Genomic DNA, 25,969 nt, shown 5'->3' with positions numbered 1-25,969 from the left:
CGTCCTGACGTTCCCTGGGACCGCCGGGGAAACGGGATGGGTTGTTGCGGCCTCGGCCGGGGAAAGGCCCGCAGAAGCCTTCTGGAGGCCCCTGCGGGGGCCTTGTGGCAGCTCGGGGGCATCGCCGTACCCGTCGTCCGGTGACGTGCGAGGCCGTCGTCCGGTGACGCGCAAAGCGGAGGGCCCGGACACCACATGGTGTCCGGGCCCTCCGGGTGGCGTCAGCCGTGGCGGGTCAGCGGGTCAGGGACCTGTCGTCCCCGGCCTGGCCGACCGCCGCGTGCTCCCCGTGACCCGTGCCGATGGCGTCGTGGTCCTCGCCGTGGCCGTGGCCGTCGTCGAGCGGGATCTTCTCGCCGCCGTACGCCGCGCTCATCTTGGCGCGCAGCCTGCCGAGCGGGCCGCGCATCCCCTTGGACGGGATGTCGTCGCGGCTCTTCGGGCCCGCGCCGCCTCCGGAGACGATCGGGATCACCTCCTTGCCCCGCATGTGGGCCTCGATGGCCTCGTGCGGCGGGACGTGGACCTCGATGTACTCGCCGTGGGGCAGGCGCTTGATCACACCGGACTCCACGCCGTGGCTGATGATCGCCGCGTCGCTGCGCTGCAGGCCCAGGCAGATCCGGTAGGTGATGACGTACGCCAGCACGGGGCCGGCGATCACCAGGAACCGGCCCGCGTAGGTCGTCCAGTTCAGCGAGATGTGGAAGAACGCGGAGATCTCGTCGTTGGCGCCCAGCAGCCACAGGACGCCGTAGAACGTGACCGCCGACATGCCGATCGCGGTGCGGTGCGGGTTGTTGCGGGGACGCTCCGCGACGTGGTGCTCGCGGCGGTCGCCGGTGACCCACTGCTCGATGAACGGGTACAGCGCCAGGCCCGTCATGACGATGCCCATCGGCACCAGGGCCGGGATCAGCACGCTCATCGCGAGCGTGCCCCCCGCGCCGCCGAAGAGGTTGAGCTCCCAGGCGGGCATCAGGCGCAGCGCGCCCTCGAGGAAGCCCATGTAGAAGTCGGGCTGCGAGCCCGCCGAGATGTCGGCGGGGGTGTAGGGACCGAACAGCCAGATCGGGTTGATCTGGGCGAAGGTGCCCAGCATCGCGATGACCCCGAAGGTGAACATGAAGTAGGCGCCGGCCTTGATCATGAAGGCCGGGTAGAACGGCGCGCCCACCACGTTCTCGTTGGTGCGGCCCTTGCCCGGCATCTGCGTGTGCTTCTGGACCCACATCAGGATCATGTGAGCCGTGATGAGCGCGAGCAGGATGCCGGGGATGAGCAGGATGTGCAGCGAGTAGAAGCGCGCGATGACGTCCTCGCCCGGATACTCGCCGCCGAAGAGGAAGAAGGTGATCCAGGTGCCGACCAGCGGCAGCGAGATCGCCACACCCTCGGTGATCCGCAGACCGGCGCCGGAGAGCAGGTCGTCGGGCAGGGAGTAACCGGTCAGGCCCTCGAGCAGCGCCAGCGTGAGCAGCAGCACGCCGATCAGCCAGTTGAGCTCGCGCGGCTTGCGGTAGGCGCCGGTGAAGAACACCCGGAGCGCGTGCACCATCATGCCGCCGATGAACAGCAGGGCCGCCCAGTGGTGCATCTGCCGCATCAGCAGGCCGCCGCGCACGTCGAAGCTGATGCTCAGCGACGAGGCGTACGCCTCGGACATGGTGACGCCCTGCAGCGGGCCGTACGAGCCGGCGTACTCGACGTGGCCCATGCCGGGCTTGAAGAAGAACGTCAGGAACGTGCCGGTCAGCAGCAGGATGATGAACGAGTAGAGCGCGATCTCACCCAGCAGGAACGACCAGTGGTCGGGGAAGATCTTCCGCAGGTTGCGCCGGAGGAAGTTTCCCGCGCCGATGCGGTCGTCGACGAAGGTGCTCGCACCCTCGATGGGCTTGGGAACGGTCTCGATGCTCATGACTTTTGGGCTCCGTTCTCACGGACCTCGGCCTCGGCGTCGCCGCGCTCCCAGAAGCTGGGACCCACAGGGACCGCGAAATCCGCCGTTGCGACGAGATATCCCTCATTATCGACGGCGATCGGCAGCTGAGGAAGCGGCCGAGCGGCCGGGCCGAAGATGACCTTGGCGCCGTCGGCGGCGTCGAAGGTCGACTGGTGACACGGGCACAGGATGTGGTGGGTGGTCTGCTCGTACAGGGCCGCGGGGCAGCCGACGTGCGTGCAGATCTTGGAGTACGCCACGATCCCGTCGTGCGTCCAGTTCAGGTTGGTCCCGGATTTGAGCTCCTCGGGACGGAACTTGATCAGGATCAGCGTGGCCTTGGCCAGCGCGTTCAGGTCGTGCTCGTACCCTTCGGGCACCACGGAGAGGATGCCGCCGGGGGAGTTGAAGTCGGCGGCCCTGATGGGCGAGCCGCTTCCCTCGACGAGGAGCTTGCGCGGCTTGCCGTCCTTGGTCTTCTCGCCCCAGACGGTGTGCCGCAGCTTGGCCGGGAAGTTCGTGTGGCTCGGGCCGAGGTCGCGCAGCAGGACCAGCGGGGCCAGGCCGAGCGGGGCGGCGGCGGCCAGCAGGGTGCGGCGCAGCAGCGGGCGCTTGACGATGCCGCTCTCGTTCGCCCCCTGCAGGAAGGTCTCGGCCACGTAGGACCTGGTCTCGGGGTCGGAGGCCATCGTGTGGCGCTCCTGGACCAGGTTGTACTTGGGCATGACCAGGCGGACCCAGGTGGTCAGGCCCGCGGCCAGCCCGAGCAGGGCCAGGGTGAGCGTGCCGCCCAGCGCGAGGTTGGAGACCTGCGTCTTCTCGATGTCGCCGACCTGGAAGACGACGTACGACACCACGAAGCCGATGCCCCCCAGGAAGGCGACCAGGAAGCAGAGGGCGGCGTACCGCTCGCCCTTCTTCGCGGTCGCCTCGTCCTGCGGGACCACCCCGGGAACCTGGACGACGTCCGTCTTCCTCGGCTCGTCGCGGCCGAGAAGCGAGGTGCTCGCCGCCGGGGAGGGGGTGCCGATCACGCGCTTCGGCGCGCGCTCCTCCGGCTGCTCGATGTCGTGATTGTTGTCAGTCATTTGGCCTGTCGCCTCTTCGCGGTGATCCAGATGGCGGCCAGGGAGAGGAGGCTGAGCCCGACGACCCAGGCCACCAGACCCTCCGTGACCGGGCCGATGCGGCCGAGACCGGCGCCGCCCGGGTTGGGCTCCTCGCGCACGCCCACGATGTAGGCGATCATGTCCCGCTTCTGCTCGGGGGTGATGATGCTGTCGTTGAACACCGGCATCGCCTGCGGGCCGGTGATCATCGCCTCGTAGATCTGCCTCTCGCTGGCCTGGTGGAGCGGCGGTGCGTACTTGCCCTGGGTCAGGGCGCCGCCGGAGCCGACGAAGTTGTGGCACTGGATGCAGTTCGCGCGGAACAGCTCCCCGCCCTTGGACTTGTCGCCCTTGGAGGCGTCGACCTGCTCGTCGGTCGGGACGGTCGGGCCGCCGCCGAGTGACTGCACGTAGGCGGCGAGCTGCCGGACGGTGTCCTCGTTGACCCAGGGCGCCAGGGGCTTGCGCGGTGCCTGCGCGCTGGGGTTGGCCAGGGGCATGCGGCCGCTGCCGACCTGGAAGTCCACGGAGGCGGCGCCGACGCCGATCAGGGTCGGGCCCTGCGCGGTGCCCTCGGCGTTGAGGCCGTGACAGCTGGAGCAGCTCTGCTCGAAGAGTTTCTTGCCCTCCGCCACGTCGTCGGCCCTGCCGGACGCGATGGCGGCGTCGGCCTGCCGGCTGGGGGAGACCGCGAGCGCGACGGTGTAGACCCCGCCGATCAGGCCCAGGGCCAGGAGCAGGACGGCGTATCTCGCGAGGGGATGCCGCCGCCCAGCGGTGATCCTATTCACAGAGATCCCCGATTCCTTAGTGAATGCCATAGATGGTTACGAAAAGGCCAATCCAGACCACGTCGACGAAGTGCCAGTAGTAGGACACGACGATCGCGCTGGTCGCCTGCTCACGGGTGAAGCGCTTCGCGGCGTACGTGCGTCCCAGCATGAACAGGAACGCGATCAGTCCACCGGTCACGTGCAGGCCGTGAAAGCCCGTGGTCAGGTAGAACACGGAGTCGTACGCGGAGTGCGACAGCGTGTGCCCCTCGTGGACCAGCTGGCTGTACTCGTACAGCTGGCCGCCCACGAACACGGCGCCCATCAGGAAGCTGACGACGTACCAGAAGCGCAGCTTGGCGACCTGGCCCTTCTCTGCCGCCCACACGCCCAGCTGGCAGGTCACACTCGACAGGACCAGGATGATCGTGTTGACAAGGGCGAACGGGACGTTCAGATGGGCCTCGGGCCAGGGCAGGCCCTGGCCGATGCTCACCGACCGGATGGTGAAGTACATCGCGAACAGCGCCGCGAAGAACATGAGCTCGGAGGACAGCCAGACAATCGTCCCGACGCTGACCAGATCGGGTCTGCGGGACGAGTGTGCTGTCGTCGTCGTTGAAATTGCGGATGCTGTCGCCACGGGCAGCATTATTGCGGCTCTCCTGCTCGGGTCGCCGCACGACCCCCCGATAGCGGGTGCGCACGTCCCCCCAAAGTGGACGTATGGGGCAATTCGCTCGCCCTCGGCTCCGGCCTGGGTCTCCGGACCGGCTGACCGGTAGCATCCCAGGTGACCATACATCGACGAGGGATAGTGAGCGCGACCGTGAGCACCGACGACAAGATGAGGGTCCTCGTCTACAGCGACGACGCGAGCACCCGCGAGAAGGTGCGGCAGGCGATCGGCCGCCGCCCCGCCGGCGACGTGCCCCTCGTGGAGATCGTGGAGTGCGCCACCCACGCCAAGGTCGTCCAGCACTTCGACTCCGGCGAGATCGACGTCGCCGTGCTCGACGCCGAGGCCCAGCCCGCCGGCGGCATGGGCGTGGCCCGCCAGGCCAAGGACGAGGTCCACGACTGCCCGCCGATCTGCCTGCTGATCGCCCGCCGCGACGACCGCTGGCTGGCCGAGTGGTCGCGGGCCGAGGCCGTCGTGCCGCAGCCGATCGACCCGGTCGTCCTCGCCGAGACCGTCGCCGACCTGATGCGCCGCCGCCTGTCCACCCGCCTGTCCGCCCGGTAGCCCCCCGGAAACCCCCCTGGAGACCTCCATGGACGCGCGCACCACCTGGCCCGCGCTGTTATCCGCCCTGATCGCGGGCGAGCACCTGACGGCCGACGAGGCCGCCTGGGCGATGAACCAGATCATGTCCGGCTCCGCCACGTCCGCCCAGATCGCGGGCTTCGCGGTGGCGATGAGGGCGAAGGGCGAGACGGTCGCGGAGGTGACCGGCCTGGCGCGCACGATGCTGGAGCGGGCCACCCCGCTGTCGGTCGAGGGCCCCGTCGTCGACGTCGTCGGCACCGGCGGCGACCGGGCCCACACCGTCAACGTCTCCACCATGGCCGCGATCGTGGCCGCCGCCGCCGGGGCGAGGGTCGTCAAGCACGGCAACCGGGCCGCCTCCTCCTCCTGCGGCGCCGCCGACGTCCTGGAACACCTCGGGATCGTGCTCGATCTGGCCCCGGCCGACACCGCCAGGGTCGCCGTCGAGGCGGGGATCGCCTTCTGCTTCGCGCCGGTCTACCACCCGGCGCTGCGCTTCGTGGGCCCCACGCGCAAGGAGCTCGGCGTCCCCACGATCTTCAACTTCCTGGGCCCGCTGACCAATCCGGCCAGGCCCGCCGCCCAGGCGATCGGCATCTTCGACGCGGGGATGCTCCCCACCGTCGCGGGCGTCTTCGCCGAGCGCGGGGCCTCCGCGCTGGTCTTCAGGGGCGACGACGGGCTGGACGAGCTCACCATCGCCACGACCTCCACGGTGTGGGTGGTGCGCCGGGGCGCCCTCGAGAAGGTCGTCTTCGACCCGTCAGCCCTCGGCATCCCCAGGGCGGCGCCCGACGCGCTGCGCGGGGGGGACGTGGTGTTCAACGCCCAGGCCGTCCGCGACCTGGTCGGCGGCAGGACGGGGCCGGTCCGCGACGCGGTGCTGCTGAACGCCGCCGCCGCGCTGGTCGCCCTCGACGGCGCGGGCGAGGGCGCGGACGACGGTGCCGGTGACGACCTGAACGCCGCGATGGCCGCGGGGTACGAGCGCGCGACGAAGGCCGTCGACTCCGGTGCCGCGGCCGAGACCCTCGACCGCTGGATCGAGGTCAGCCGGGCCCTGAAGCCGTCCTGACCTCCGTCGGGGAGGGGTCCGGGCGAGGCCCCGGCCGCCTCGCTCGCGAAGGCCGTCCCGGCGTCGTCGTCCCGGATGGCCGGAGGTGTCCCGGCCGGGCGGCCGGGGTCGCCACGGTGTGCCGGGCCGTCCCGGTGCCGGAGGTCCTCCTCTCGTGGGCGGATGCAAGATCCGCCCACGAGGGGATGTATCGCCCCGGGTGGCCGTTCTAGATTGCGGCCATGTGGCGTGCCGACCTCCTGACCGGGCAGATGTTCCCCATCCTGCTGTCGTGCGCGGCGCTCGTCCTGTGCGTGGCCGTGGCGGGCCTGGTGCGGGAGCGCAGGCTCCTGCTGCTGAGGCTCAGGTCCTGGGAGGCCAGGTTCGCCGACCAGGGGGAGGCGCTGGCCGGCGCCCAGCTCGCCCGGAGGCGGGCGCGCATCGCCCGCGAACTGCACGACGTCGTCGCCCACGGGATCAGCATGATGACGCTCGGGGTGGGCGCCGGGCGAATGATCATGGACAAGGACCCCGAGCGGGCCAGGGAGACCCTGAGGGTGGCCGAGGAGTCGGGGCGCCAGGCACTCGTCGAGCTCCAGCGCACCCTGGCGCTGCTCGACCTCGACGGTCTCCCGGCCGGCAGGACGCCCCAGCCCAGGCTGTCCGACCTGCGCGACCTGCTCGCCGGGGTCAGGGCGCGGGGCCTGCGGGTGGACGTGGTCGAGGACGGCAGGCCCGCCGAGGTCGGGCTCGCCCTCGAACTGGTGGCCTACCGCATCGTCCAGGAGGCGCTCGACAACACCCTGCGGCACGCCGGTGCCCGCTCGGCCCGCGTCACGCTGCGCTGGCGGCCGGGTCTCCTCGACGTTCTCGTACGGGACGACGGCAGGACCGTCCCCACGGCGGCCGCGGGGCACGGTCTGCTCGGCATGCGCGAGCGGGCCGCCCTCTTCGGAGGGACGCTGGCGGCCGGCACCCTGCCCGGAGGGGGGTTCGAGGTGCGGGCGCGGCTGCCCACCGCGGGCGAGGCCGGCGGCCGTACCGGCGAGGGTGACGTCACCGTCATGGCGCGCCTCGGGCCGCGTCCGGGCTCCGCCGGCCCGGGTGAGACGGCCCCCGCCGGATCCGCCGGGCCGTGCCCGGGTGCCGGCCCGGGTGAGGATCAGTCGGACTCGCCGAGGCCGATCGAGAAGGCGGCGTCCAGGTCGTGCCGCGAGTAGGCCCGGAAGGCGACGTGGGTCTCGGTGTGCAGCACCCCGTCCACCTTGTTGATCCGGCCGGGGACGACCTCGGCGATCTCCTCGTAGGCGGGGACGCGGACCATGGCCAGCAGGTCGTACTCCCCGGTTATGGAGTAGACCTCGCTCACCCCGTCGATCTCGGCGACCGTCTGGGCGACCTCGGAGATCCGGTCCACCTCGGCGTTGATGTGAACGATCGCGGTGACCACGAGCTTCCTCCTCGTTGAGTGCGGCATTTCGTCTCAGAAGCTATCAGCGCAGCGGGCGGCCCTCGCGCGCCCGGCGCGGCTCGGCCGTCTGGTAGGCGCGGTCGATACGGGCCTTGAGCCGCCCCGCGCCCGAGACGGGCAGACTCCAGGTGCCCTCGACCTGCACCAGCCGCACCCCGGGGGTCTCCAGCCAGCGCAGGACGCACTCGGTCTCCTCGGCGCTGGCCGCGTGGACCGGCCCGGGGCCCGGCGGCACCGTCTCAGCGGTGGCGGTCAGCGCCTCGACGAACGGGGTGGGGTGGGCGCCCTTCGGCATCACCCCGGCCGAGGCGAGCCGCCCGTACCGGATGACGTGGATCTCCCAGACGCCGCCCGGCAGGGGGGCGGCGGCGACCATCTGGGAGATCGCGGTCAGCGACCGCAGCCGCTGCATGCGGGCCGAGGTGCGGACGTAGGAGGCGAGCCGGTCGCGGTCGGCCGCGGCCTCCTCGTAGCGCTGGTCGAGGGCGAGCCGCTCCATCCTGGCCTCGATCGCGGAGAAGACCGGGGCGGCGTCCAGCTCCATCGCCCGGCGGGCCGCCACGACGTGCACGGCGTACTCGCCGGGGCTCTGGCGGCCCTCGCACGGCGCCCCGCACCTCCCGATCTCGGCGAGGGCGCAGGCGGAGCGCCTGGTGCGCGGGGTGATCCGCTCGGTGCACTGCCGCAGCGGGATCGTCTCGTGCAGGGCCGTGCGGGCGTCCTCGGCGGCGCGGGTGCTGTTGAACGGGCCGAGGTAGGAGGCCTCGTCGTCCCTCACCTCGCGGACGACCGACAGGCGGGGGAACGGCTCGTCGGTCAGCTTGAGCCAGAACATCTTCTCGGGGAAGCGCGACCTGCGGTTGTAGCGGGGCTTGGCCGAGCCGATCAGCCGCAGCTCCCTGACCTCGGCCTCCAGCGAGGTCGCGCAGGCGATCGACCTGACCCGCGCGGCGATGCCGATCATCTCGCGGACGCGAGGCCTGGTCTCGCTCGCGGTGAAGTAACTGCGCACGCGGTTGCGCAGGTTGGTGCTCTTGCCGACGTAGAGCGGGTCGCCGCCCTCGTCCTCGAACACGTAGACGCCGGGGCCGGCCGGCACCGAGTCGGCCAGGTGCCGCTTGCGGCGCTGCTCGGGGGTGGGCGCGCGGACGAAGCCCTTGAGCTCCTCCAGCGTCTGCACCCCGAAGGAGCCCGCCCGCTCCAGCAGGGCGTGCAGCACGTCGACGGTGGCCCGCGCGTCGGCGAGCGCCCGGTGGCAGGGCTCGGTGTGGCTGAAGATCTTGGCGAGCGTGGACAGCTTGCAGTTGGGCGCCTCGTCGCGGGTGAGCAGCTTGCGGGCCAGGTCGACGGTGTCGACCACCTGGTGGGCCGGTGGGGGATAGCCGTGCGCGGCGCAGGCCGCCCTGACGAACCCCAGGTCGAAGCCCGCGTTGTGCGCCACCAGGGTGGAACCCGCGGCGAACTCCAGGAAGGACGGCAGCACCGACTCGATCCTCGGCGCCGCCACCACCATGCTGTCGGTGATGCCGGTCAGCACCGAGATGAACGGCGGGATCGGCGAGCCGGGGTCGACCAGGGTGGCGAACTCGCCGAGCACCTCGCCACCCCTGACCTTGACCGCCCCGATCTCGGTGATCGCATGCTCGCCCGCCGAGACGCCGGTGGTCTCCAGGTCGAACACGACGAAGGTGATCTGGCTGAGCGGGGTGCCCAGCTCGTCGAGTGTTCCCTGCACGGCGTAGTCCACGATTCACGACCATAGAAGCCCCGACCGACATTTACCGCACCGGGCCCTCCCCGGGCCGGTGCGCGCCGGTGCCGGGAGAACCCGCGCCCTCCGGGGCCCGTGAGGGCCTCCGGAGGGCCTCAGCTCCAGTGACTCCCGTCCAGCATCCGTTCGAGGAGGGCCCGGTGCATCACCAGGTCGTCGGGGTCGTCGGGCATGGCCTGCTCGCCGAAGTGGACCTGGCGCTGCCGGACGCGGGCCATGATGATGCCGTGCCTGAGGGCGGCGTACGTCTCGTAGAACTCCATGTCCCGGGGCTTGTATCCCGTTATTTCGTGGTACGTCTGGCAGACATCCTCGCGCCGCATGAAGTCGGGCATCCCCGGCAGTTCCATGAACTCGGTGATGTCCTGGAAGAAGGTGTGCAGGAAGATCATCCAGGAGATGTCCAGCTCGCGGGGGGCGATCGCGGCCATCTCCCAGTCGAGCACCGCCACCGGGGTGAAGTCGCGGTACATCACGTTCCCGATGCGGGCGTCGCCCCAGTTCAGCACGTCGGGCCCCGGATCGGCCGGCCAGTGCTCCTCCAGCCAGCCGAACGCCCGCTCCAGCAGCGGGACGGGCATCGAGCCGTGCGCCCACTCGTAGTAGGCCCGCTGCTCGTCGACGTGCCTGCGCAGCGCCGTCCCGCCCGTCCCGGGGGTCTCCAGGGGGCGCAGCTCCTCGGCGGTGAACGGGGCGTCGTGCAGCGCGGCCAGGATCTCGACGCTGCTCCGCTGCAGCCGGCCGCGGTCGGCGGGGGAGGCGTCCAGCAGCCAGCTCCCGAAGGTGTAGGGCATCACGTCCGGCGGCACGTCGCCGGTGAGCCGCTCCATCACGAAGAACGGGGCGCCCAGCCGCCCGGGGTCGGGCTCGTACCACAGGGCCCGGGGCGCGAGCACGCCCGCCCGCTCCCTGACCATCCGCATGACCTCGTACTGCCTGCCGAGGTCGTAGCCGGGGAAGACCGGCACCGCCTCGCTCGCCGGGGCCATCCGGGCGACGCACGCGACGTCGTGCCCGCCCTCGGCGGAGGTCCAGGAGGCGTCGAAGAGCAGGGTCTCGCTGGACATGCCGTTGCCCGAGGGGCGGGACAGCGGGGAGACGGCGACGGGAGAGCCCACCCTTCCGGCGAGCCATGAGCGCATCCGCTCCCGCAACTCCTCGAGGTCGCGGGTCGATGTCCGCATGCTCTTGTCGGCCTGCCGGCCGGCCTCGTTCGTCGGCTCGTCCATCGCGCTCTCCCGGGTGGCGTGCGTCACAAGGCGATCCGCACAGTCGTAACCCACCAGCAAGCACTTGTCCATGAAGCGTTCACGGGCTCGTCGGCCATCGGTCGATTCACGGTCAGGTCGGGGTCAGGGTGCGGTAGCCGTACCCTTGACGTGAAGACCGATCCGAGTAGGGGCCGTGATGAGTTCAGCCGGAGAGGGCCTGTCTCGTCCGTTACCCGAGCAGGTTCGCTTACATGTCGTGGAGCTGGCCTCCCAGATTCTCGGTTCGATGCCCGCCGCCTCGGTGCCGCTGCCCCTGAAGGGGATCGCCAAGTTCGACCCCCGCAAGCGGGCCAGGCTGGGCGGGGCGCCGATCGCCGCACAGCTGGAGACCGACAAGAAGTTCCGCGAGCTGGTCGCGGAGACGCTGACCGAGGGCTGGCCCGAGCTGATCGCGAGCCTCGCCGAGGGCACGGTCCCACCGGCCGCCGAGCCCGTCATGGTGGCCGCGGCCGCCTACCTGACCCGGCCGCCCGGCTGGGTGGACATGGTGGAGACGGCCCGCGCCGACCTGGAGCGGTCGGCCGCCGCGGCCGAGGGCTCGGCGCAGGAGCAGACGGTCTCCCGGCTGCGCGAGCAGCTGGCCGCCCAGAAGACCGCGGCCAAGGAGGAGTCGGAGCGGCTGCGCGAGCAGCTCAAGACCTCGCGCTCGGAGGTCTCCGACCTGCGCCGCAGGCTGCACGACGCCCGTGAGCGGACCAGGGCGGCCGAGGCGCGCGCCGCCGCCGCCCAGGAGGTGGCCGACGAGGCGCGCGCCGCCGCGCTCTCGGCGGGGAGCACGGTGGAGAGCGAGCTGCGCCGCCTGCGCGAGCGGCTGGCCGACGCCGAGCGGCAGCTGGAGTCGACGCGCAGGGCCGCCCGTGAGGGCCGCAGCGTGGAGGACACCAAGGTGCGCATGCTGCTCGACGCGCTGCAGGACGCCGCCGCCGGGCTGCGCAGGGAGCTCGCCCTGCCCTCGGGCATCCACCGTCCCGCCGACTCGGTGGCCTCGGTGGCGCCCGGCAGGCAGGGGGTCCAGGCGGTTCCCGCGCGGGCGCTCGCCGACGACGACCCCGCCCTGCTCGACCAGCTGCTCGCGCTGCCGCAGATCCACCTGATCGTCGACGGTTACAACGTGACCAAGACCGGTTACGGCACGTTCACCCTGGCCGACCAGCGCACCCGCCTCCTCACCGGTCTCGGCGCGCTCTACGCGCAGACCCGCACCGAGCTGACCTGTGTCTTCGACGGCGCCGAGCTGAACGGGCCGGTCCCGGTGTCGGCGCCCAGGGGGGTGCGCGTGATGTTCAGCGCCCCGAACCAGATCGCCGACGACCTGATCCGCCAGCTGGTCCGCGCCGAGCCCGCGGGGCGTGCGGTCGCGGTGGTCTCCTCCGATCGCGAGGTGGCCGAGTCGGTCCGCAGGATGGGCGCCAGGCCGGTGCCCTCGGTGCTTCTTCTCCGGCGTCTGGGGCGCGCGTAAACCTTTCGCGGTCGCCGAGCATCGGATCACCCAGGAGGTTTGATTCGATGAAGAAGATCATAACGCTCGCCCTCGCCGTCCTGGCCGCCGGAGCGACCGTCACCACACCCGCGGCGGCCACGACGGCCGCCATCCCCAAGGGCTTCCTGCTGTACGAGAAGGACGCCGCCAAGAAGGACGACGACCCCGAGACCAACTGGCGGGTCGGCAACTCGGCGAAGGCCAGGCTGGCCGTCAACCCGTGCGACAGGAGCACGCTGGCCGCGACCGGCCGGGTGGCCGCGCGGACGGTGACCTTCACCGGCGTGCCGGACTTCATGAAGGTCGAGCAGGTGGTCCTGTACGGTTCGCGGGCCTCGGCCGCCTCGGCCGTCGCCCAGGTGCGCGCCGCCCTGACCAGGTGCGGGGCCAGGACCGACTCGGGTACCGGCTACCGCTACGCCTCCTCGCGCCTGACCGGGCTCGGCGACGAGGCGCTGAGGATCTCCGGGCAGGTCTACTACGGCAGAAGGGCCGGGGTGGGCGGCGAGCGGAGCGTGCTGGTCAGGAAGGGCAACGCCGTCCTGGTCTACCTCTGGGCGGGCGAGTACGCCAAGCCCGCGAAGAGCGACTGGGCCGTTCAGCTGCGTGACGCCAGGAAGATGACCGCCAAGATCTGCGACATCGCCACCTGCGGGTAGCGGGACCGGGCGGGGTCCGGGGCGGACCGCCCCCGTGGCCGGGGCGCCGCCGGTCGCGAGACGGGCGCCGCCGGTCGCGGGTAAAGGGTTTCACCTGCAATTAAGGAGCAAACCCGGCGAAAAGGTGAGTCAATCATTACTTCTTCTGTACTATTCGCCGCAGGTCTGGTGCAGTCGGGAGGCGTTGACGTGGCCGTGGCGGGTTTGCCGGTTGGACTGATTCGGATACCGGTGGCGGTCGGACTCGCTCTCGCGTTGCTGACGCTGCCGATGGGCGGAGCGTCCGCCGAGCCGAAGCCGACGGCCGCCCAGGCCAAGAAGAAGCTGGAAAAGCTCAACGAGCAGGCCGACCAGGTCGTCGAGAAGTACAACCAGGCCTCGGAGAAGTGGAAGCGGGCCAGGAAGAAGTACCGCACGCTCAACGAGGACCTGACCCGCCAGAACGAGCAGGTCGCCGGGCTGCGCAAGGAGCTCGTCACGATGGCCGTCAGCACCTACCAGGTCGGCGTGATCAACGGCTGGGAAGGCATGATCTACCAGGCCGATCCCGGCGCCCTGCTGAGCGGCCTGGCCGCCGCCGACCAGATGTCCACCTCCCGCGCCCAGTCCCTGAACGCCTTCGACGAGGCCACCAAGGCGCTGCGGACCAGCCGGGACCAGGCGAAAAAGGCGCTGGCCGAGGCCGACGAGACGCGTGACGAGCTGGCCAGGGAGAAGGCCAGGGCCGACAAGATGGTCAAGGCCCAGACGAAGATCCTGCGCGAGCTCAACGCCTTCAGGACGGGCAACCCCGAGAGCGCCGGGATCCAGTACAACGGCTCCGCCTCGGGCAACGCCCGCGCCGCCCTGCAGTTCGCCTTCGCCCAGGTCGGCAAGCCCTACCGGTACGGTGGCACGGGCCCCGGCGGCTGGGACTGCTCCGGCCTGGTCCAGGGCGCCTGGCGCAGCGGGGGGGTCAGCCTCCCCCGCACGACCTGGGAGCAGTGGAGCTGGGGCGCGAGCCGCAAGGTCTCGCTGAGCGAGCTCCAGCCGGGCGACCTCATCTTCAGCGAGGGTCTCGGCCATGTCAGCATGTACGCGGGCAACGGCCAGATCGTGCACGCCCCGCAGACCGGCGACGTCGTCAAGGTCGTCCCGCTGTCCGCCTACGGCCGCCGCATCGTCGGAGCCGTCCGCCCCTGACCGCGCTCCCGCCGGGGAGGTCCCGGCCCCGCCTCGCGCGTGACGGGGTGCCGGAAAAAACCGGATGTGCCGGACACGGCGGTACTGCCAGCATCGGGACATGATCAAGCCGTGGATGCCCGACGAGCTCGCGTACGCCGGTCCCGAGCACCTCGACGCCGCGTTCGTCGCCGGGTTCGACCGCAAGCAGGGCAGGCCCGACCCCGGGGAGGACCTCGCCGTGCTCGCGGGGCACGGCGTGGGGGAGGCGGCGACGGTCGTGGAGTTCGGCGCGGGGACGGGGCAGTTCGCCCTCGCCGCGGCGCGGCGGTTCCGGCGGGTGGTGGCGGTGGACGTCTCCCCGGCGATGCACGACTTCCTCGGCGCCCGCGCCGCCGAGGAGGGGCTCTCCGGCCTTGAGCGCGTGCGTGCGGGCTTCCTGTCCTACGAGCACGCGGGGCCGCCCGCCGACGCGGTCTACACCCGCCACGCGCTCCACCAGCTCCCCGACTTCTGGAAGGCCGTCGCGCTCGACCGCGTCGCGCGGATCGTACGGCCCGGGGGCGTCCTGCGCCTGCGGGACCTGATCTTCGACTTCCGGCCGGCCGACGCCGACGCCGTGCTCGGCCGCTGGCTCGACGGCGCGGCGGGCGATCCCGCGCTGGGCTACACCCGCGACGACTACGCCGAGCATCTGCGCACCGAGTACAGCACCTTCAGGTGGCTGCTCGAACCGATGCTCGACGCCGCCGGATTCGAGATCGTCGAGGCGGGCTTCCGGGAGTCGATGTACGGCGCCTACACGTGCGTCAGGCGCTGAGGTCACCCGGCCGGATCGTCCGGGACCGCTCCACCGGCGGTGAGTGTGATGAAGATTACATAAATCGTGATTTGTCGGACTAGAGAGAAGGGTGTGACGAGAGTCATATCTCAATAGCATAAATAGCCATTAAGCAGGGGTAACAGGAAGATCAAGAGGGGTAGTAGATCTTCCAATTTGGCGAATGCTTTGCCGAAAGTTGGAGATCGGGGTAACTTCTGGCGTCGCGACGTGCAAGCCACGCCGTCGCGGTGAATGTCGGTCTTCGGGCCGGTGTCCCTATAGAAATCCAACCGGCCGCCGCGCCCCCACCCGGGGGCAGGGCTCGTCGCGGCGGCCCGCCGAATCTATGCAGCCAGGAGGCATGGAACCGGGGACCCAAAAGGCCCGATACAGCGTGGCCAGGGGTGAATCGGCGCGTTTGTGCCGTAGGGCATCTTCCAAGCCCGAATCCGTCAGCTAACCCGGTAGGCATCAGTGGAAGTCCCAAGGAGAAATCCTGTCTACCACCCCGTACAACCCTCGTCTGTCGCGCCTTTTCCGCCTTTCCCTCGGCGGCATCGCCCTCACCCTGACCGCCTCAGCCGGAGCGGTCACCCTGGGGTCCACGGCGGCGCAGGCGGTGGACGGCCCCTCCGAGATACTGGTCAACAGCGTGGCCGGTGTCTCCGAGAAGGCCGAGAGCACCAAGAAGACCGCCTCTCAGACCGGGACCAAGGCCAAGGCCGAAACCAAGGCCACGGTCAAGGCCAAGGCCAGGAAGAGCAGGGCGGCACTGCAGAAGGTCCGGGCCGGCAAGGCGGTCTCGGCGGCCAAGAGGCAGATCGGCGATCCGTACCGGTGGGGAGCCTCCGGTCCCGGAGCGTTCGACTGCTCGGGGCTCGTCCGGTACGCCTGGCGGAAGGCGGGCGTGTCCCTTCCCAGGATCACGCACAGCCAGTACAGGTCGATCAGGAAAAAGGTCTCGTGGAGCAATTTGCGCCCCGGTGACCTGCTGTTCTTCAGTGGAAAGGGTCATGTCGGCATGTACGTCGGCAAGGGCAGGATGGTCCACTCGCCGAGCAGCGGCAAGACGGTCCGTGTCGTGAGGCTGGCGGGCTACTACAGGTCCTCCTTCGCCGGAGCGGTACGGCCCGGGGCCTGAGCCCCGCACGAAGCCCGGGTACGGAGCCCGGGTACGGAGCCCGGGTACGGAGCCCGGGACCCGCGCGTGAGCACGGAGCCCAGGTACGGAATCCGAGCCCGCGCCGGAGCACGCGCCCGAGCACATGCCCGAGCACGCGCCCGAGCACGGAAAAGCGGCCCCGGTCCTCCACCAGGAGGACCGGGGCCGCTCCATGCCGGTCGAGTACCATCGGCTCGTGTCCGTCCCGAAAGGGCGCCGCGCCGTGCTCGCCGGGATGCTGGCGCTGATGAGCGCCGGCCCGTTCGCCGGGACGGGACCTCTCCTGGCCGGAGCCGCACCCCTCCCGCGCGCCCCCCGCCCCCTCGTCCCGTACGCCTCCCGGAGCCCGCGCGACCCCCGAGACCTGTGGCGGGGCGCCGCGGTCACCGTCCGGGGCGAGCACTCCCTCGTGATCGGCCACGGCGTCCCGGCCGCCGTCCTGCGGGATCTGGCGGCCAGGGCCGACCGGGCCCGCGCGACGATCGCGGCGATCTGGGGGCCGGTCCCCGCGGTGGTCCTCTTCCCCGCCACCGACGCCGAGGCCGCGGCGCTCGCCGGGGCCGGGAGCACCCGCGGCCTGGCCGCGATGGCGACCGCGGACCGGGTGGTCGTCCTGCCGTCGGGGTACGCCCGGCTCACCGCGACCGGCAGGGACGTGGTGATCACCCACGAGCTCGCCCACGTGGCCACCGGCGCGACCCGCGGCGGCCGGGTGCCGATGTGGCTGTCGGAGGGCTTCGCCGACTACGCGGGCTACCGCGACGCCGGGATCGCGGTGCGTACGGCCGCCGCCGAACTGGCCGCCGAGGTGCGCTCGGGCGTCCTGCCCGCCAGGCTCCCCGGCCCGGCCGACTTCGCCCCCGGCGCGCCGAGGCTCGCGCAGGCCTACGAGGAGGCGTGGCTCGCCTGCCGGTTCGTCGCGGAGCGCTTCGGGGAGAAGGCCCTGGTGAGGCTCTACGGTAGCGATGTCGAGAGCACGCTCGGCCTGCCGGTGGACGAGTTCACCCGAGCCTGGCGCGACTACCTCAGGGAGGAACTCACGTGACGCTGAGCACGACGGACACGCCCGCGGGCGTGCGGTCGGCGGGGTGGGCGCTGGCCGCCCTGGGGGTGGTCACGCTGGCGGTCGTGGCGTTCATGACGCCCTGGAGGGCGCTGCCCGAGGGGGCCCCGGCCGTCGTTCCCGATCCGGCCCGCGACTTCACCGCCGAGCAGATCGCCAGGGCCGGGACGTTCGACGCGCTGGTCAGCCTTCCCGGCTATCTGTCGCTCGGCCTGACGCTGGTCGTGGCGGGGGTGCTGGTGGCCACCCCGCTGGGCGCGCGGCTCGCCGGCCGGCTGCCGGGGCCCTGGTGGCTGCGGGCGCTCCTCGGCGTGCTGGCGCTGTCGGTGGCCGTGGCGATCCTGCGCTGGCCCCTGGGGATGTGGTCGGAGAGCCACCTGCGCGACTTCGGGCTGTCCACCCAGGCCTGGCCGGCGTGGGCGGCCGACCGGGCCAAGAGCACCGGCATCGGCACCGCGCTGACCGCGATCATGGTGCTGGCGGTGATCGCCCTGGCGCGGCGCTACCGGCGCTGGTGGATCCCCGCGGCGGCCGGGGCCTTCGCCCTGACCGTGGTCGCCTCCTTCGCCTACCCGGTGCTCATCGAGCCGGTCTTCAACGACTTCAGGCCGCTGGAGGCCGGGCAGCTCCGCGACGACCTGCTCGCCATGGCCGCCAGGGACGGCGTGCCGGTCGAGAACGTGCTCGTCGCCGACGCCTCCCGGCGGACCACCGCGCTCAACGCGTACGTCTCCGGATTCGGCGCGACCCGCAGGATCGTGGTCTACGACACGCTGCTCCGCGCGCCCGCCGACGAGGTCGAGCTGGTGGTCGCCCACGAGCTGGGCCACGCCAAGGCGGGCGACGTGCTGTCGGGCACGCTCGTCGGCGGCCTGGGCGCGGCGTTCGGGGCGTGCCTGCTCTACGCGGTGACCTCCGCCGGGGCCGTACGGCGCCGGGCGGGGATCTTCTCCCTCGGCGACCCGAGGGCGGTGGGACTGGTCATGGGGCTGCTGAGCCTGGCCACGGTCCTGTCGGGACCGGCCCAGAACCTGGTGAGCAGGCAGATCGAGGCCCGTGCGGACGTGCACGCGCTGGACCTGACCAGGGACCCGGCGACGTTCGTCGCCATGCAGAGACGACTGGCGGCCACCAATATTTCGGATTTGTCGCCAGATCTAGTCGAATATGTACTTTATGCATCGCATCCCACGACGCCGCAGCGCATCGCCCTGGCGCGATCCTGGGCACGGCTGAACGGCCTCCCCGAACCGTGAGCCGCACGCTGGTCGTCACGAACGACTTCCCGCCCCGCGCAGGGGGGATCCAGTCGTTCGTGTACGGTCTCATCGCCCGCCGCCCGCCCGGCTCCGTCGTCGTCTACGCCCCCCGGTGGGCCGGCAGCGCGGCCTTCGACCTGCGCCAGCCGTACCCCGTCGTGCGGCACCCGACCTCGCTGATGCTGCCCACGCCCGCCGTCGCCCGCCGGGCCGCCGGGCTGGTCGCCGAGTTCGGGTGCGACACCGTGGTCTTCGGGGCGGCGGCGCCGCTCGGGCTGCTCGCGCCCCGGATGCGCGAGGCCGGGGCCCGTCGCGTCGTCATGGTCACTCACGGCCACGAGGCGGGCTGGGCCGGGATCCCGATCGGCCGCCGGGTGCTCGCCAGAATCGGGGCGGACGCCGACGTGGTCACCTACCTGGGGGAGTACACCCGCCGGCGGCTGGCCAGGGTGATGGCGGCGGACAAACTGGTGCGGCTCGCGCCCGGCGTCGACACCGAGGTGTTCCACCCGGGGGCCGGCGGGGGGCGGGTGCGCGCGCGACTCGGCCTGGGGGAGCGGCCGGTGGTGGTCTGCCTGTCCAGGCTGGTGCCGCGCAAGGGCCAGGACACGCTCCTGCGGGCCTGGCCCGGCGTGGTCGGGGACGTGCCCGGCGCGGTGCTCCTGATCGTCGGCGGGGGCCCGTACCGCAGGACCCTGGAACGGCTGGCCCGGCCGATGGGCGCTTCGGTGAGGCTCACCGGCCCGGTGCCGGAGGCGGAGCTGCCCGGCTACCTCGCCGCGGGTGACGTGTTCGCCATGCCGTGCCGCACCCGTCTGGGCGGCGTCGACGTGGAGGGACTCGGCATCGTCTACCTGGAGGCCTCCGCCAGCGGCCTGCCCGTGGTGGCCGGTTCCTCGGGCGGCGCCCCCGACGCCGTGCTGAACGGGGAGACCGGCCTGGTCGTCGACGGCACCCGCCCCGAGGAGGTCGCGGCGGCCCTGGTCGGCCTGCTCAAGGATCCGGCCGGGGCGCGTGCGATGGGGGAGCGCGGGCGCGAGTGGGCGGCGCGCGAGTGGAACTGGGACCTCGCCGCCTCCCGCTTCGCCCGCCTCCTGGAGCCCGCGGAGGCCCCCTAGGCGAGCAGGTCCCGATGCCGGGAACAGTCCGGGAACAGGCCGGGAACAGTCCGGGAACAGGTACGGCGACGCGTACCGGTCGGTGAGCCCGCCCGTGAGGCACGTCCGTGGCGGGCCGGATGCCCCCGTGCCGTCCGGAGACCGGACCGCGTCGGCCGCCGCCATCTGGCGCAACCGCGGCACCGGCCGGCCCGTCACCCGGTCACCGACCGCCTGCGGCCACCGACCGGACCCCGAGCGAAACGGTCCCCGCCGGATCGCGGGCCGGTCGGTAGGCCGCGCATCGTGAACGCATCGCGGAGATATCAACCACGGCTCGCAGGATCGGTGTCACAAGGAAGCACTACCAGGGAGTGTCCCCATGTCCACCACTGCCGTCGTCGTCACCGTCCTCGCCGCCCTCTGGGTGGGTTTCTCGGCCTTCTCTCTCCTCCGCCGCGCTGATTGGGTCGTGGAGCCGCTGATGGACTACGGCGTCCCCCGCTCGTGGTGGACCTGGCTCGGCGCGGCCAAGGCCGCGGGGGCCGCGGGCCTGCTCGTCGGCCTGTTCGTGCCGGTCATCGGCGTCCTGGCCGGGATCTGCCTGGTGCTGTACTTCGCCGGAGCCGTCGTCACCGTGCTCCGGGCGCGCTCGTACTCGACCGTCGTCTTTCCCCTGCTGTACATGGGCCCGGTCATCGCCGCCCTGGTACTGGGACACGTCGCCTGACACCGACGCGGATCACAGCCGCAGGCTGTCATGTCGCCGCCGGGCCGCGCCGAGCCGCACCGGAGACCCGCGCGGGCTCCAGGGTGCCTGGAGCCCGCGGAGACCCCTAGCTGTAGAGGGAGTCGACCTGCTTGGCGAAGTCGCGCATCACGATGTTGCGCTTGATCTTCAGGGTCGGGGTGAGGTGCCCGCTCTCCTCGCTGATGTCGATGTCGAGGATGGTGAACTTCTTGATCTGCTCGGCCTTGGAGACGAATCTGTTGGCGCCGTCCACCGCCTTCTGCACCTCGGCGACGATCGCCGGGTCGGCGCTGAGCTCGGTGAGGTCCGCCCCCGCCTTGCCGTTGGCGGCCTTCCACTGCTCCAGGGCCTCGACGTCGAGCGTGACGAGCGCCGCGACGAACGGCCTGTCGTCGCCGACCACCATCGCCTGGCTGATCAGCGGGTGGGCGCGGATGTGGTCCTCCATCGGGGCCGGGGCGACGTTCTTGCCCGCGGCGGTGACGATGATCTCCTTCTTGCGCCCGGTGATGCGGAGGTAGCCGTCCTTGTCGAGCTCGCCGATGTCGCCGGTGTGGAACCAGCCGTCCGCGTCGATCGCCTCGGCGGTGGCCTCGTCGTTGTTCCAGTAGCCCTGGAAGACGTGGCGGCCCTTGACGAGCACCTCGCCGTCGTCGCCGATGCCGATGGTGACGCCGGGGAACGGCTTGCCGACGGTGCCGATCTTGTTGGCCCCCGGCATGTTGACCGAGGACGGCGCGGAGGTCTCGGTGAGGCCCCAGCCCTCCAGGGTCTCGATGCCCACGCCGCGGAAGAAGTGGCCGAGCCGCTCGCCGAGGGCGGACCCGCCGGACACCGCCGTCGTCAGCCTGCCTCCGGTCGCGGCGCGGATCTTGCGGTAGACGAGCTTGTCGAACAGGGCGTGCTTGAGCCGGAGGCCCAGGCCCGCGCCGCCCGCCGACTCCGCCCTGCTCCACGCGACGGCGGTGTCGGCCGCGGCGTGGAAGATCTTCCCCTTGCCCTCGGCGGACGCCTTCTGCTCGGCGCCGTTGTAGACCTTCTCGAACACGCGGGGCACGCCCAGCAGGAACGTGGGCTTGAAGGCCTGCAGGTCGGGGGCGACGTTCTTCATGTTGGGGGTGTGGGCGAGGATCGTGCCGGTCTCGATCAGCACGATCTCGATGATGCGGGCGAAGACGTGCGCGAGCGGGAGGAAGAGCAGCGCCGCCCTGCCGTCCACGACGAACAGGCGCTCCAGCGGTCCCTGCGCGACGTTCCTGGCGGTGAACAGCAGGTTGTCGTGGGTCAGGCCGCAGCCCTTGGGCCTGCCGGTGGTGCCCGAGGTGTAGACGATGGTCGCCAGGTCGGCGATGCCGCGCCCGGTCCTGCGCTCGGCGAGCGTGCCGTCGGGGACCTCGGCGCCGAGCGCGGTGAGCTCGTCCAGGGCGCCGCCGTCGATGCGCCAGACGTTCTTGAGACCCGGCAGCCCGGCCGCGTCCTCGCGGACGGTCTCCTCGTGCGACTCCAACTCGGCGAACACGGCCTTGGCGCCGCTGTCGGAGATGATCCAGGCGACCTGGTCGGCCGAGGAGGACTCGTAGATCGGCACGCCGACCGCCCCGGCGGTCCAGATCGCGTAGTCGATCACGGTCCACTCGTAGCGGGTGCGCGACATCAGGGCCACCCGGTCGCCGGGCTCCACCCCCGCCGCGATCAGGCCCTTGGCCACCCCGGCCACCTGGTCGCGGAACTCCCTGGCGGTGACCGCCGTCCAGTCGTCGCCGACCTTGCGCCGCAGGGCGACGGCGTCGGGCTCCTCCTCGGCACGCCGGAACACCGTGTCGGTGAGGTTGGCGGAGGCGGGGACATCCACCAGCACGGGGACGCTGTACTCGCGCACGGGTCACTCCTGGAGACGCACGATCGATGGGCTGCCTGGAAGTTATCGCGATAAGTTACGCATGAGTAAATTCGTCACCCAGGCGTTATGAAGAGGGATTTCACCGTAGCAACTACTGCCGCGCCGGACCGTCGGCCGCGCCGTGCGTCCCGTCGCGTTCCCGCCTCGCTGGGTTCGTCACATATGTCCCTGTTTATTGGTAGTTAGGATGTCCGGCATGCGGGTTCATGTCGTCAGCGATGTGCACGGAAGAGCCGACGCGCTGGCCCGCGCGGGAGACGGCGCCGACGCGCTGATCTGCCTGGGCGACCTGATCCTGTTCGTCGACTACGAGGACCACTCCCAGGGCATCTTCGCCGAGCTCTTCGGGGCCGAGCGGGCGGGGGAGTTCATCGCGCTGCGCACGGCCAAGCGGTTCGACGAGGCACGGGCGATGTCCTCCGTGCTGTGGGCCTCGCTGGAGGGCGACCCGCGCGACCACATCGAGCGCTCCGTCCGGCGGCAGTACGGCGAGATCTTCGCCGCGATGCCGACTCCCGCGTACCTCACCTACGGCAACGTGGACCTGCCGGTCTACTGGCCCGAGTACGTGCGGGAGGGCCACCACGTGCTCGACGGCGAGACCGTGGAGATCGGCGGCCTGCGTTTCGGCTTCGTCGGGGGCGGCCTGCGCACCCAGTACCGGACGCCGCACGAGATCGACGACGAGGAGTTCGCCCGCAAGGTCGAGGCCGTCGGCGAGGTCGACGTGCTCTGCTGCCACATCCCTCCCGCGATCCCCGAACTGCTCTACGACGTGGTCGCCCGGCGCTTCGAGCGGGGCAGCGAGGCCACCCTGGAGGCGATCAGGCGGACCCAGCCGCGCTACGCCCTCTTCGGCCACGTGCACCAGCCCCTCGCCGCCCGCACCCGGATCGGCAGGACCGAATGCCTCAACGTAGGGCACTTCCGGAACAGAGGCGTCCCCTACGTCCTGGAGTGGTAGCCGCGCGGTCCGGCAGAGCGCCCTCTCTCATCCGGGCGGTGACCCTTCGACGTCCGGGCGGTGACCCTTCGACGGGAGCGGCGGACACGCGAGGTGTCCGCTTCGTGTCGCCGCCTCCCGTCGGCGCGGTGGCCGCGCCCGGCCCCGCCGGGCGTACGCGGACGATCGTGAAGCAGTACGGTTGCCCCATGGCTGATCGCACCACCTCCAGCATCACGATCGGCGCGGACCGGTCGACCATCATGACGGTCATCGCCGACTTCCCCTCGTACCCGGAGTGGGCCGGGCAGGTGAAGGCCGCGCGCGTCCTCTCCACGGGGGAGGACGGCCGGCCGGAAACGGTCCGGTTCGTTCTCGACGCGGGCGTGATCAGCGACGAGTACACCCTCCGCTACACCTGGCACGACGACGAGTCCGTCGACTGGAGCATCGCCGAGGCGGGAAAGATGGTCTCCAGGCTCACCGGAAGTTATCGTCTTGCCGACGCGGGCAGCGGCACCGAGGTGACGTACGAGCTCGCCGTCGACCTCAAGGTGCCGATGATCGGCATGATCAAGCGGAAGGCGGAGAAGGTCATCATCGACACCGCCCTGAAGGGGCTGAAGAAGCGCGTCGAGACCCCATGAGGGAGCGGGGCGCGCGGCACGGCGCGGTCGCGGAGCGGAGTCCCGCGCCCTCCCGCCGGGAGGCGGCGTGAGCAGGGTCCTGCTCTTCACCGGCAAGGGCGGCGTCGGCAAGACGACCGTCGCCGCCGCCACGGCCACGCTCGCCGCCAGGTCCGGATTGAAGACCCTGGTGGTCTCCACCGACACCGCCCACTCGCTGGCCGACGCCCTCGGCGTGCGGGCCGGCGGGGAGCCCACGGAGATCGCGCCCGGTCTCTCCCTCCACCAGGTCGACACCCAGAGGGCGCTGGAACGCCAGTGGGGTGAGCTGCGCGACTACGCCAGGGGCGTCTTCGCCGAACTCGGCCTCGACGAGGTGACCGCCGAGGAGATCACGGTGCTGCCCGGCGCCGAGGAGGTCATCGCGCTGCTGGAGCTGCGCGAGCAGGCGCGCACCGGGCTGTGGGACGTCATCGTCATCGACTGCGCCCCGACCGCCGAGACGCTCCGGCTGCTCGCCCTGCCCGAGGCCCTCGACTGGCACGTGAACCGGTTGCTGCCCATCGGCAGGCGGCTGCTGAGCACCATCTCCCCGCTGGTCCGCCGCCTGGCGCAGGTCAGCATGCCGGAAGACCACGTGATCGGCGCGGGCGAGCGGCTCCACCGGGGCCTGATGGAGGTGCGCGAGCTGCTCACCGGGCCCGGGGCGAGCGTCCGGCTGGTGCTCACCCCCGAGGCCGTCGTGCTCGCCGAGGCCCGGCGCACGCTCACCTCCCTCAGCCTGTACGGCTACCGGGTGGACGCGGTGATCGCCAACCGTGTCTTCCCCTCCGAGGGCGCCGACCCGTGGCGGCGGAAATGGGTGCGGGCCCAGGCCCGGCACCTGGCTGAGGTCGGGGAGTCCTTCGCGCCGCTGCCCGTGCACACCGTGCCGTACCTCGAGGCCGAGCCCGTCGGCCTCGACGCCCTCGCCGCCGTCGCCGAGGCCATGTACGGCGAGGGCGACCCCTTCGCCCCGCCCTCCGTCGACCCGCCGCTGCGGATCACCGCCGAGGGCGAGCTGATCCTGGCCCTGCCGCTCGCGGACAAGGACGAGGTGGATCTGGCGCGCAAGGGCGACGAGCTGATCGTCAACGCCGGTTCCTACCGCCGGGTCCTGGCCCTGCCCGCCGCGCTGGCCCGCAGGTCGGTGCGGGACGCCGCGCTCCGAGACGGGTTTCTCCGGGTACGGTTCGAATCGGGAGGGCCTGATGACCGATAACACGAACGACGCAGAGAAGACCCCGAAGCCGCGCGCGCCGAGGAAGCCACGGAAGGCCGCCGGCGCCGTGACGCCGCCGTCCGAGGCCGGGGGCATCGAGAGCACCGAGAACACCGGGATCGCCGGAAGCACCGAGGGTTCCGAGGGTACCGGCAAGGCCCAGAAGGGCCGGCGCGCGGGGAAGACGACCCAGAAGGGGCGGAGCGCGGACCCGGCCGGGAAGTCCCCGAAGGGCGGGCGCACCGGATCGTCCGAGTCCGTCGAGTCCGTCGAGTCCGTCGAGTCCGTCGTGCGGGTCGAGGCCGTCGAGCGGCCGGAGAACGCCGGGACGCCCGCGCGGGGCGAGCGCGTCGAGAAGGTCGCGCGCCTGGAGGTGGTCGAGGTGGAGGCCGTGGCCGAGGCCGCGCCTTCCGAGCCGGCTCCGAGCTCCGAGCCGGACCCGGGCCCTGAGCAGGCCGAGGGTTCCGAGCAGACCTCGGGTCCGGCGCAGGCCGATCGCGACGCGCGCGCCGAGTGGTTCGAGGAACGCGCCAGGCGGGCCAGGCAGGAGGAGCGGGCCGGATGGACCCCGTGGGCCCGGCCCGGCGACCGCGCCGGGTCCGTGGAGCGCCAGAAGGACAGCGCGGCCGGAGAACGGGAACAGGAACGGGCACGGGACGAACGAGCGCGTGACGAGCGGTCCCAGGGCGGCAAGGACCCGCTGGGCGCCGCCGCCGAGGAGGCGTTCAAGCTCTTCGACACGCTGCAGCAGAAAGCGACCAGGGAACTGCGCAAGAACCTGATCAAGGGCACGATGAGCGGGGTCGGCGGCGCGTTCTCCGGTGGTGGCCGCAGAAGAGAGCGGGACGTGTGGGAGGAGGCGGTCTCGGAGCATGAGGAGTACATCTGCCGGGCCTGCCCCGTCTGCCGCGCGATGGCCGCGCAGCGCGAGTCGGGCGGTGGCGGTGCCGTCACCGACCATCTCATGCAGGCGGGCACCGAGCTGTTCGCCGCCTTCAAGTCGGCCGTCGACGGACTCGGCAAGCCCGCTCCCGCGCAGCGGGAACGGGAGCGCGAGCGAGGAGACACCCCCGTGGAGCACATCGACCTGGGGTGAGCCCAGGGGGAGAGGATGAATGGA

The 25,969-nt window shown here is 71.6% G+C and carries 24 protein-coding genes and 1 riboswitch; of the genes, 16 read left to right on the top strand and 8 right to left on the bottom strand.

Annotated elements, in window-relative coordinates; translation table 11 throughout:
• Nucleotides 1-235: 235 nt before the first annotated feature.
• From qcrB to ctaE, 4 genes are read right to left on the bottom strand one after another with little or no spacing between them, the layout of a single operon-like run.
• Nucleotides 236-1,921 carry a cytochrome bc1 complex cytochrome b subunit gene (qcrB, locus tag ACVCAG_RS03010; RefSeq protein WP_440081810.1) on the bottom strand — a complete coding sequence of 562 codons (1,686 nt, stop codon included), beginning with the start codon at nt 1,919-1,921 and terminating at the stop codon, nt 236-238.
• Nucleotides 1,918-3,033, bottom strand: a complete 1,116-nt coding sequence (gene qcrA / locus ACVCAG_RS03005) for a cytochrome bc1 complex Rieske iron-sulfur subunit (protein WP_362676661.1) — start codon at nt 3,031-3,033, stop codon at nt 1,918-1,920. Before qcrA ends, qcrB begins: the two co-directional genes overlap by 4 nt.
• Nucleotides 3,030-3,845 carry a cytochrome bc1 complex diheme cytochrome c subunit gene (qcrC, locus tag ACVCAG_RS03000; protein WP_362676659.1) on the bottom strand — a complete coding sequence of 272 codons (816 nt, stop codon included), beginning with the start codon at nt 3,843-3,845 and terminating at the stop codon, nt 3,030-3,032. The genes qcrA and qcrC overlap by 4 nt, the downstream gene beginning before the upstream one ends.
• 16 nt (nt 3,846-3,861) lie before the next feature.
• Nucleotides 3,862-4,479 (bottom strand): aa3-type cytochrome oxidase subunit III, encoded by a 618-nt coding sequence (ctaE, locus tag ACVCAG_RS02995; protein WP_440081811.1) that lies wholly within the window; start codon nt 4,477-4,479, stop codon nt 3,862-3,864.
• Between the two features lie 195 nt (nt 4,480-4,674).
• Here ctaE and ACVCAG_RS02990 point away from each other — a divergent pair, with 195 nt between their 5' ends.
• The 3 genes from ACVCAG_RS02990 to ACVCAG_RS02980 all read left to right on the top strand — a co-directional run bounded on the left by ACVCAG_RS02990 (nt 4,675) and on the right by ACVCAG_RS02980 (nt 7,371).
• Nucleotides 4,675-5,073 carry a hypothetical protein gene (locus tag ACVCAG_RS02990; protein WP_344917239.1) on the top strand — a complete coding sequence of 133 codons (399 nt, stop codon included), beginning with the start codon at nt 4,675-4,677 and terminating at the stop codon, nt 5,071-5,073.
• Nucleotides 5,074-5,101: 28 nt separating this feature from the next.
• Nucleotides 5,102-6,172 (top strand): anthranilate phosphoribosyltransferase, encoded by a 1,071-nt coding sequence (gene trpD, locus ACVCAG_RS02985; protein WP_440081812.1) that lies wholly within the window; start codon nt 5,102-5,104, stop codon nt 6,170-6,172.
• 221 nt (nt 6,173-6,393) lie between these two features.
• Nucleotides 6,394-7,371, top strand: a complete 978-nt coding sequence (locus tag ACVCAG_RS02980) for a histidine kinase (RefSeq protein WP_440081813.1) — start codon at nt 6,394-6,396, stop codon at nt 7,369-7,371.
• Here the strand turns inward: ACVCAG_RS02980 and ACVCAG_RS02975 are convergent.
• From ACVCAG_RS02975 to ACVCAG_RS02965, 3 genes are all read right to left on the bottom strand, one after another.
• The gene (locus ACVCAG_RS02975; RefSeq protein WP_440065255.1) at nt 7,314-7,601 is read right to left on the bottom strand and encodes an Lrp/AsnC ligand binding domain-containing protein; all 288 of its coding nucleotides are present in this window, start codon (nt 7,599-7,601) and stop codon (nt 7,314-7,316) included. The genes ACVCAG_RS02980 and ACVCAG_RS02975 overlap by 58 nt on opposite strands.
• A gap of 43 nt (nt 7,602-7,644) precedes the next feature.
• On the bottom strand, nt 7,645-9,369 hold the full coding sequence (locus ACVCAG_RS02970) for a DEDD exonuclease domain-containing protein (RefSeq protein WP_440081814.1): 1,725 nt from the start codon (nt 9,367-9,369) through the stop codon (nt 7,645-7,647).
• Nucleotides 9,370-9,488: 119 nt separating this feature from the next.
• Nucleotides 9,489-10,622 carry a phosphotransferase gene (locus ACVCAG_RS02965; RefSeq protein WP_440081815.1) on the bottom strand — a complete coding sequence of 378 codons (1,134 nt, stop codon included), beginning with the start codon at nt 10,620-10,622 and terminating at the stop codon, nt 9,489-9,491.
• A 238-nt stretch (nt 10,623-10,860) separates the two neighbouring features.
• On the opposite strand from ACVCAG_RS02965, the gene ACVCAG_RS02960 reads away from it, so the two are divergent.
• The 9 genes from ACVCAG_RS02960 (at nt 10,861) to ACVCAG_RS02920 (ending at nt 20,098) form a co-directional block, all read left to right on the top strand.
• On the top strand, nt 10,861-12,123 hold the full coding sequence (locus ACVCAG_RS02960) for an NYN domain-containing protein (RefSeq protein WP_440081816.1): 1,263 nt from the start codon (nt 10,861-10,863) through the stop codon (nt 12,121-12,123).
• Between the two features lie 47 nt (nt 12,124-12,170).
• A complete protein-coding gene (locus ACVCAG_RS02955; RefSeq protein ID WP_440081817.1) occupies nt 12,171-12,803 on the top strand; it encodes a hypothetical protein in 633 nt (210 codons plus the stop codon).
• A gap of 231 nt (nt 12,804-13,034) precedes the next feature.
• Nucleotides 13,035-13,985, top strand: a complete 951-nt coding sequence (locus ACVCAG_RS02950) for an NlpC/P60 family protein (RefSeq protein WP_440081818.1) — start codon at nt 13,035-13,037, stop codon at nt 13,983-13,985.
• Nucleotides 13,986-14,085: 100 nt separating this feature from the next.
• Complete coding sequence (locus ACVCAG_RS02945) at nt 14,086-14,784, top strand: methyltransferase domain-containing protein (protein WP_440081819.1); 699 nt, start codon at nt 14,086-14,088, stop codon at nt 14,782-14,784.
• 329 nt (nt 14,785-15,113) lie between these two features.
• Nucleotides 15,114-15,273: riboswitch (cyclic di-AMP (ydaO/yuaA leader) on the top strand.
• Between the two features lie 133 nt (nt 15,274-15,406).
• Nucleotides 15,407-15,928 (top strand): NlpC/P60 family protein, encoded by a 522-nt coding sequence (locus tag ACVCAG_RS02940; protein WP_440081820.1) that lies wholly within the window; start codon nt 15,407-15,409, stop codon nt 15,926-15,928.
• Between the two features lie 217 nt (nt 15,929-16,145).
• On the top strand, nt 16,146-16,994 hold the full coding sequence (locus ACVCAG_RS02935) for a hypothetical protein (RefSeq protein WP_440081822.1): 849 nt from the start codon (nt 16,146-16,148) through the stop codon (nt 16,992-16,994).
• Complete coding sequence (locus ACVCAG_RS02930; protein WP_440081824.1) at nt 16,991-18,268, top strand: M48 family metalloprotease; 1,278 nt, start codon at nt 16,991-16,993, stop codon at nt 18,266-18,268. Before ACVCAG_RS02935 ends, ACVCAG_RS02930 begins: the two co-directional genes overlap by 4 nt.
• Complete coding sequence (locus ACVCAG_RS02925; protein ID WP_440081825.1) at nt 18,265-19,389, top strand: glycosyltransferase; 1,125 nt, start codon at nt 18,265-18,267, stop codon at nt 19,387-19,389. Before ACVCAG_RS02930 ends, ACVCAG_RS02925 begins: the two co-directional genes overlap by 4 nt.
• A gap of 361 nt (nt 19,390-19,750) precedes the next feature.
• On the top strand, nt 19,751-20,098 hold the full coding sequence (locus ACVCAG_RS02920) for a DoxX family protein (RefSeq protein ID WP_440081826.1): 348 nt from the start codon (nt 19,751-19,753) through the stop codon (nt 20,096-20,098).
• Nucleotides 20,099-20,204: 106 nt separating this feature from the next.
• On the opposite strand, the gene ACVCAG_RS02915 is transcribed toward ACVCAG_RS02920, so the two are convergent.
• Nucleotides 20,205-21,998 carry an AMP-binding protein gene (locus ACVCAG_RS02915; RefSeq protein ID WP_440081827.1) on the bottom strand — a complete coding sequence of 598 codons (1,794 nt, stop codon included), beginning with the start codon at nt 21,996-21,998 and terminating at the stop codon, nt 20,205-20,207.
• 217 nt (nt 21,999-22,215) lie between these two features.
• On the opposite strand from ACVCAG_RS02915, the gene ACVCAG_RS02910 reads away from it, so the two are divergent.
• The 4 genes from ACVCAG_RS02910 (at nt 22,216) to ACVCAG_RS02895 (ending at nt 25,945) form a co-directional block, all read left to right on the top strand.
• Complete coding sequence (locus tag ACVCAG_RS02910) at nt 22,216-22,983, top strand: metallophosphoesterase (protein WP_440081829.1); 768 nt, start codon at nt 22,216-22,218, stop codon at nt 22,981-22,983.
• 188 nt (nt 22,984-23,171) lie between these two features.
• Nucleotides 23,172-23,609 (top strand): SRPBCC family protein, encoded by a 438-nt coding sequence (locus ACVCAG_RS02905; RefSeq protein ID WP_440081830.1) that lies wholly within the window; start codon nt 23,172-23,174, stop codon nt 23,607-23,609.
• A gap of 67 nt (nt 23,610-23,676) precedes the next feature.
• Nucleotides 23,677-24,849 carry a TRC40/GET3/ArsA family transport-energizing ATPase gene (locus tag ACVCAG_RS02900; RefSeq protein WP_440081832.1) on the top strand — a complete coding sequence of 391 codons (1,173 nt, stop codon included), beginning with the start codon at nt 23,677-23,679 and terminating at the stop codon, nt 24,847-24,849.
• Nucleotides 24,839-25,945: a hypothetical protein gene (locus ACVCAG_RS02895; protein WP_440081834.1), complete on the top strand. Its 1,107-nt coding sequence runs from the start codon at nt 24,839-24,841 to the stop codon at nt 25,943-25,945. The genes ACVCAG_RS02900 and ACVCAG_RS02895 overlap by 11 nt, the downstream gene beginning before the upstream one ends.
• Nucleotides 25,946-25,969: the final 24 nt, after the last annotated feature.

The sequence above is a fragment of the Streptosporangium sp. G12 genome, from assembly GCF_052983175.1.
Note: the sequence above shows the minus strand (reverse complement) of the source record. Positions and strands in the feature narration are given on the sequence as shown.

Bases quoted from the DNA above. Each gene is read 5' to 3' on its own strand.
- qcrB (WP_440081810.1), bottom strand. From the start codon at position 1,921: ATGAGCATCGAGACCGTTCCCAAGCCCATCGAGGGTGCGAGCACCTTC.
- qcrA (WP_362676661.1), bottom strand. From the start codon at position 3,033: ATGACTGACAACAATCACGACATCGAGCAGCCGGAGGAGCGCGCGCCG.
- ctaE (WP_440081811.1), bottom strand. From the start codon at position 4,479: ATGCTGCCCGTGGCGACAGCATCCGCAATTTCAACGACGACGACAGCA.
- ACVCAG_RS02990 (WP_344917239.1), top strand. From the start codon at position 4,675: ATGAGGGTCCTCGTCTACAGCGACGACGCGAGCACCCGCGAGAAGGTG.
- trpD (WP_440081812.1), top strand. From the start codon at position 5,102: ATGGACGCGCGCACCACCTGGCCCGCGCTGTTATCCGCCCTGATCGCG.
- ACVCAG_RS02980 (WP_440081813.1), top strand. From the start codon at position 6,394: ATGTGGCGTGCCGACCTCCTGACCGGGCAGATGTTCCCCATCCTGCTG.
- ACVCAG_RS02965 (WP_440081815.1), bottom strand. From the start codon at position 10,622: ATGGACGAGCCGACGAACGAGGCCGGCCGGCAGGCCGACAAGAGCATG.
- ACVCAG_RS02955 (WP_440081817.1), top strand. From the start codon at position 12,171: ATGAAGAAGATCATAACGCTCGCCCTCGCCGTCCTGGCCGCCGGAGCG.
- ACVCAG_RS02945 (WP_440081819.1), top strand. From the start codon at position 14,086: ATGATCAAGCCGTGGATGCCCGACGAGCTCGCGTACGCCGGTCCCGAG.
- ACVCAG_RS02920 (WP_440081826.1), top strand. From the start codon at position 19,751: ATGTCCACCACTGCCGTCGTCGTCACCGTCCTCGCCGCCCTCTGGGTG.
- ACVCAG_RS02910 (WP_440081829.1), top strand. From the start codon at position 22,216: ATGCGGGTTCATGTCGTCAGCGATGTGCACGGAAGAGCCGACGCGCTG.
- ACVCAG_RS02905 (WP_440081830.1), top strand. From the start codon at position 23,172: ATGGCTGATCGCACCACCTCCAGCATCACGATCGGCGCGGACCGGTCG.
- ACVCAG_RS02895 (WP_440081834.1), top strand. From the start codon at position 24,839: ATGACCGATAACACGAACGACGCAGAGAAGACCCCGAAGCCGCGCGCG.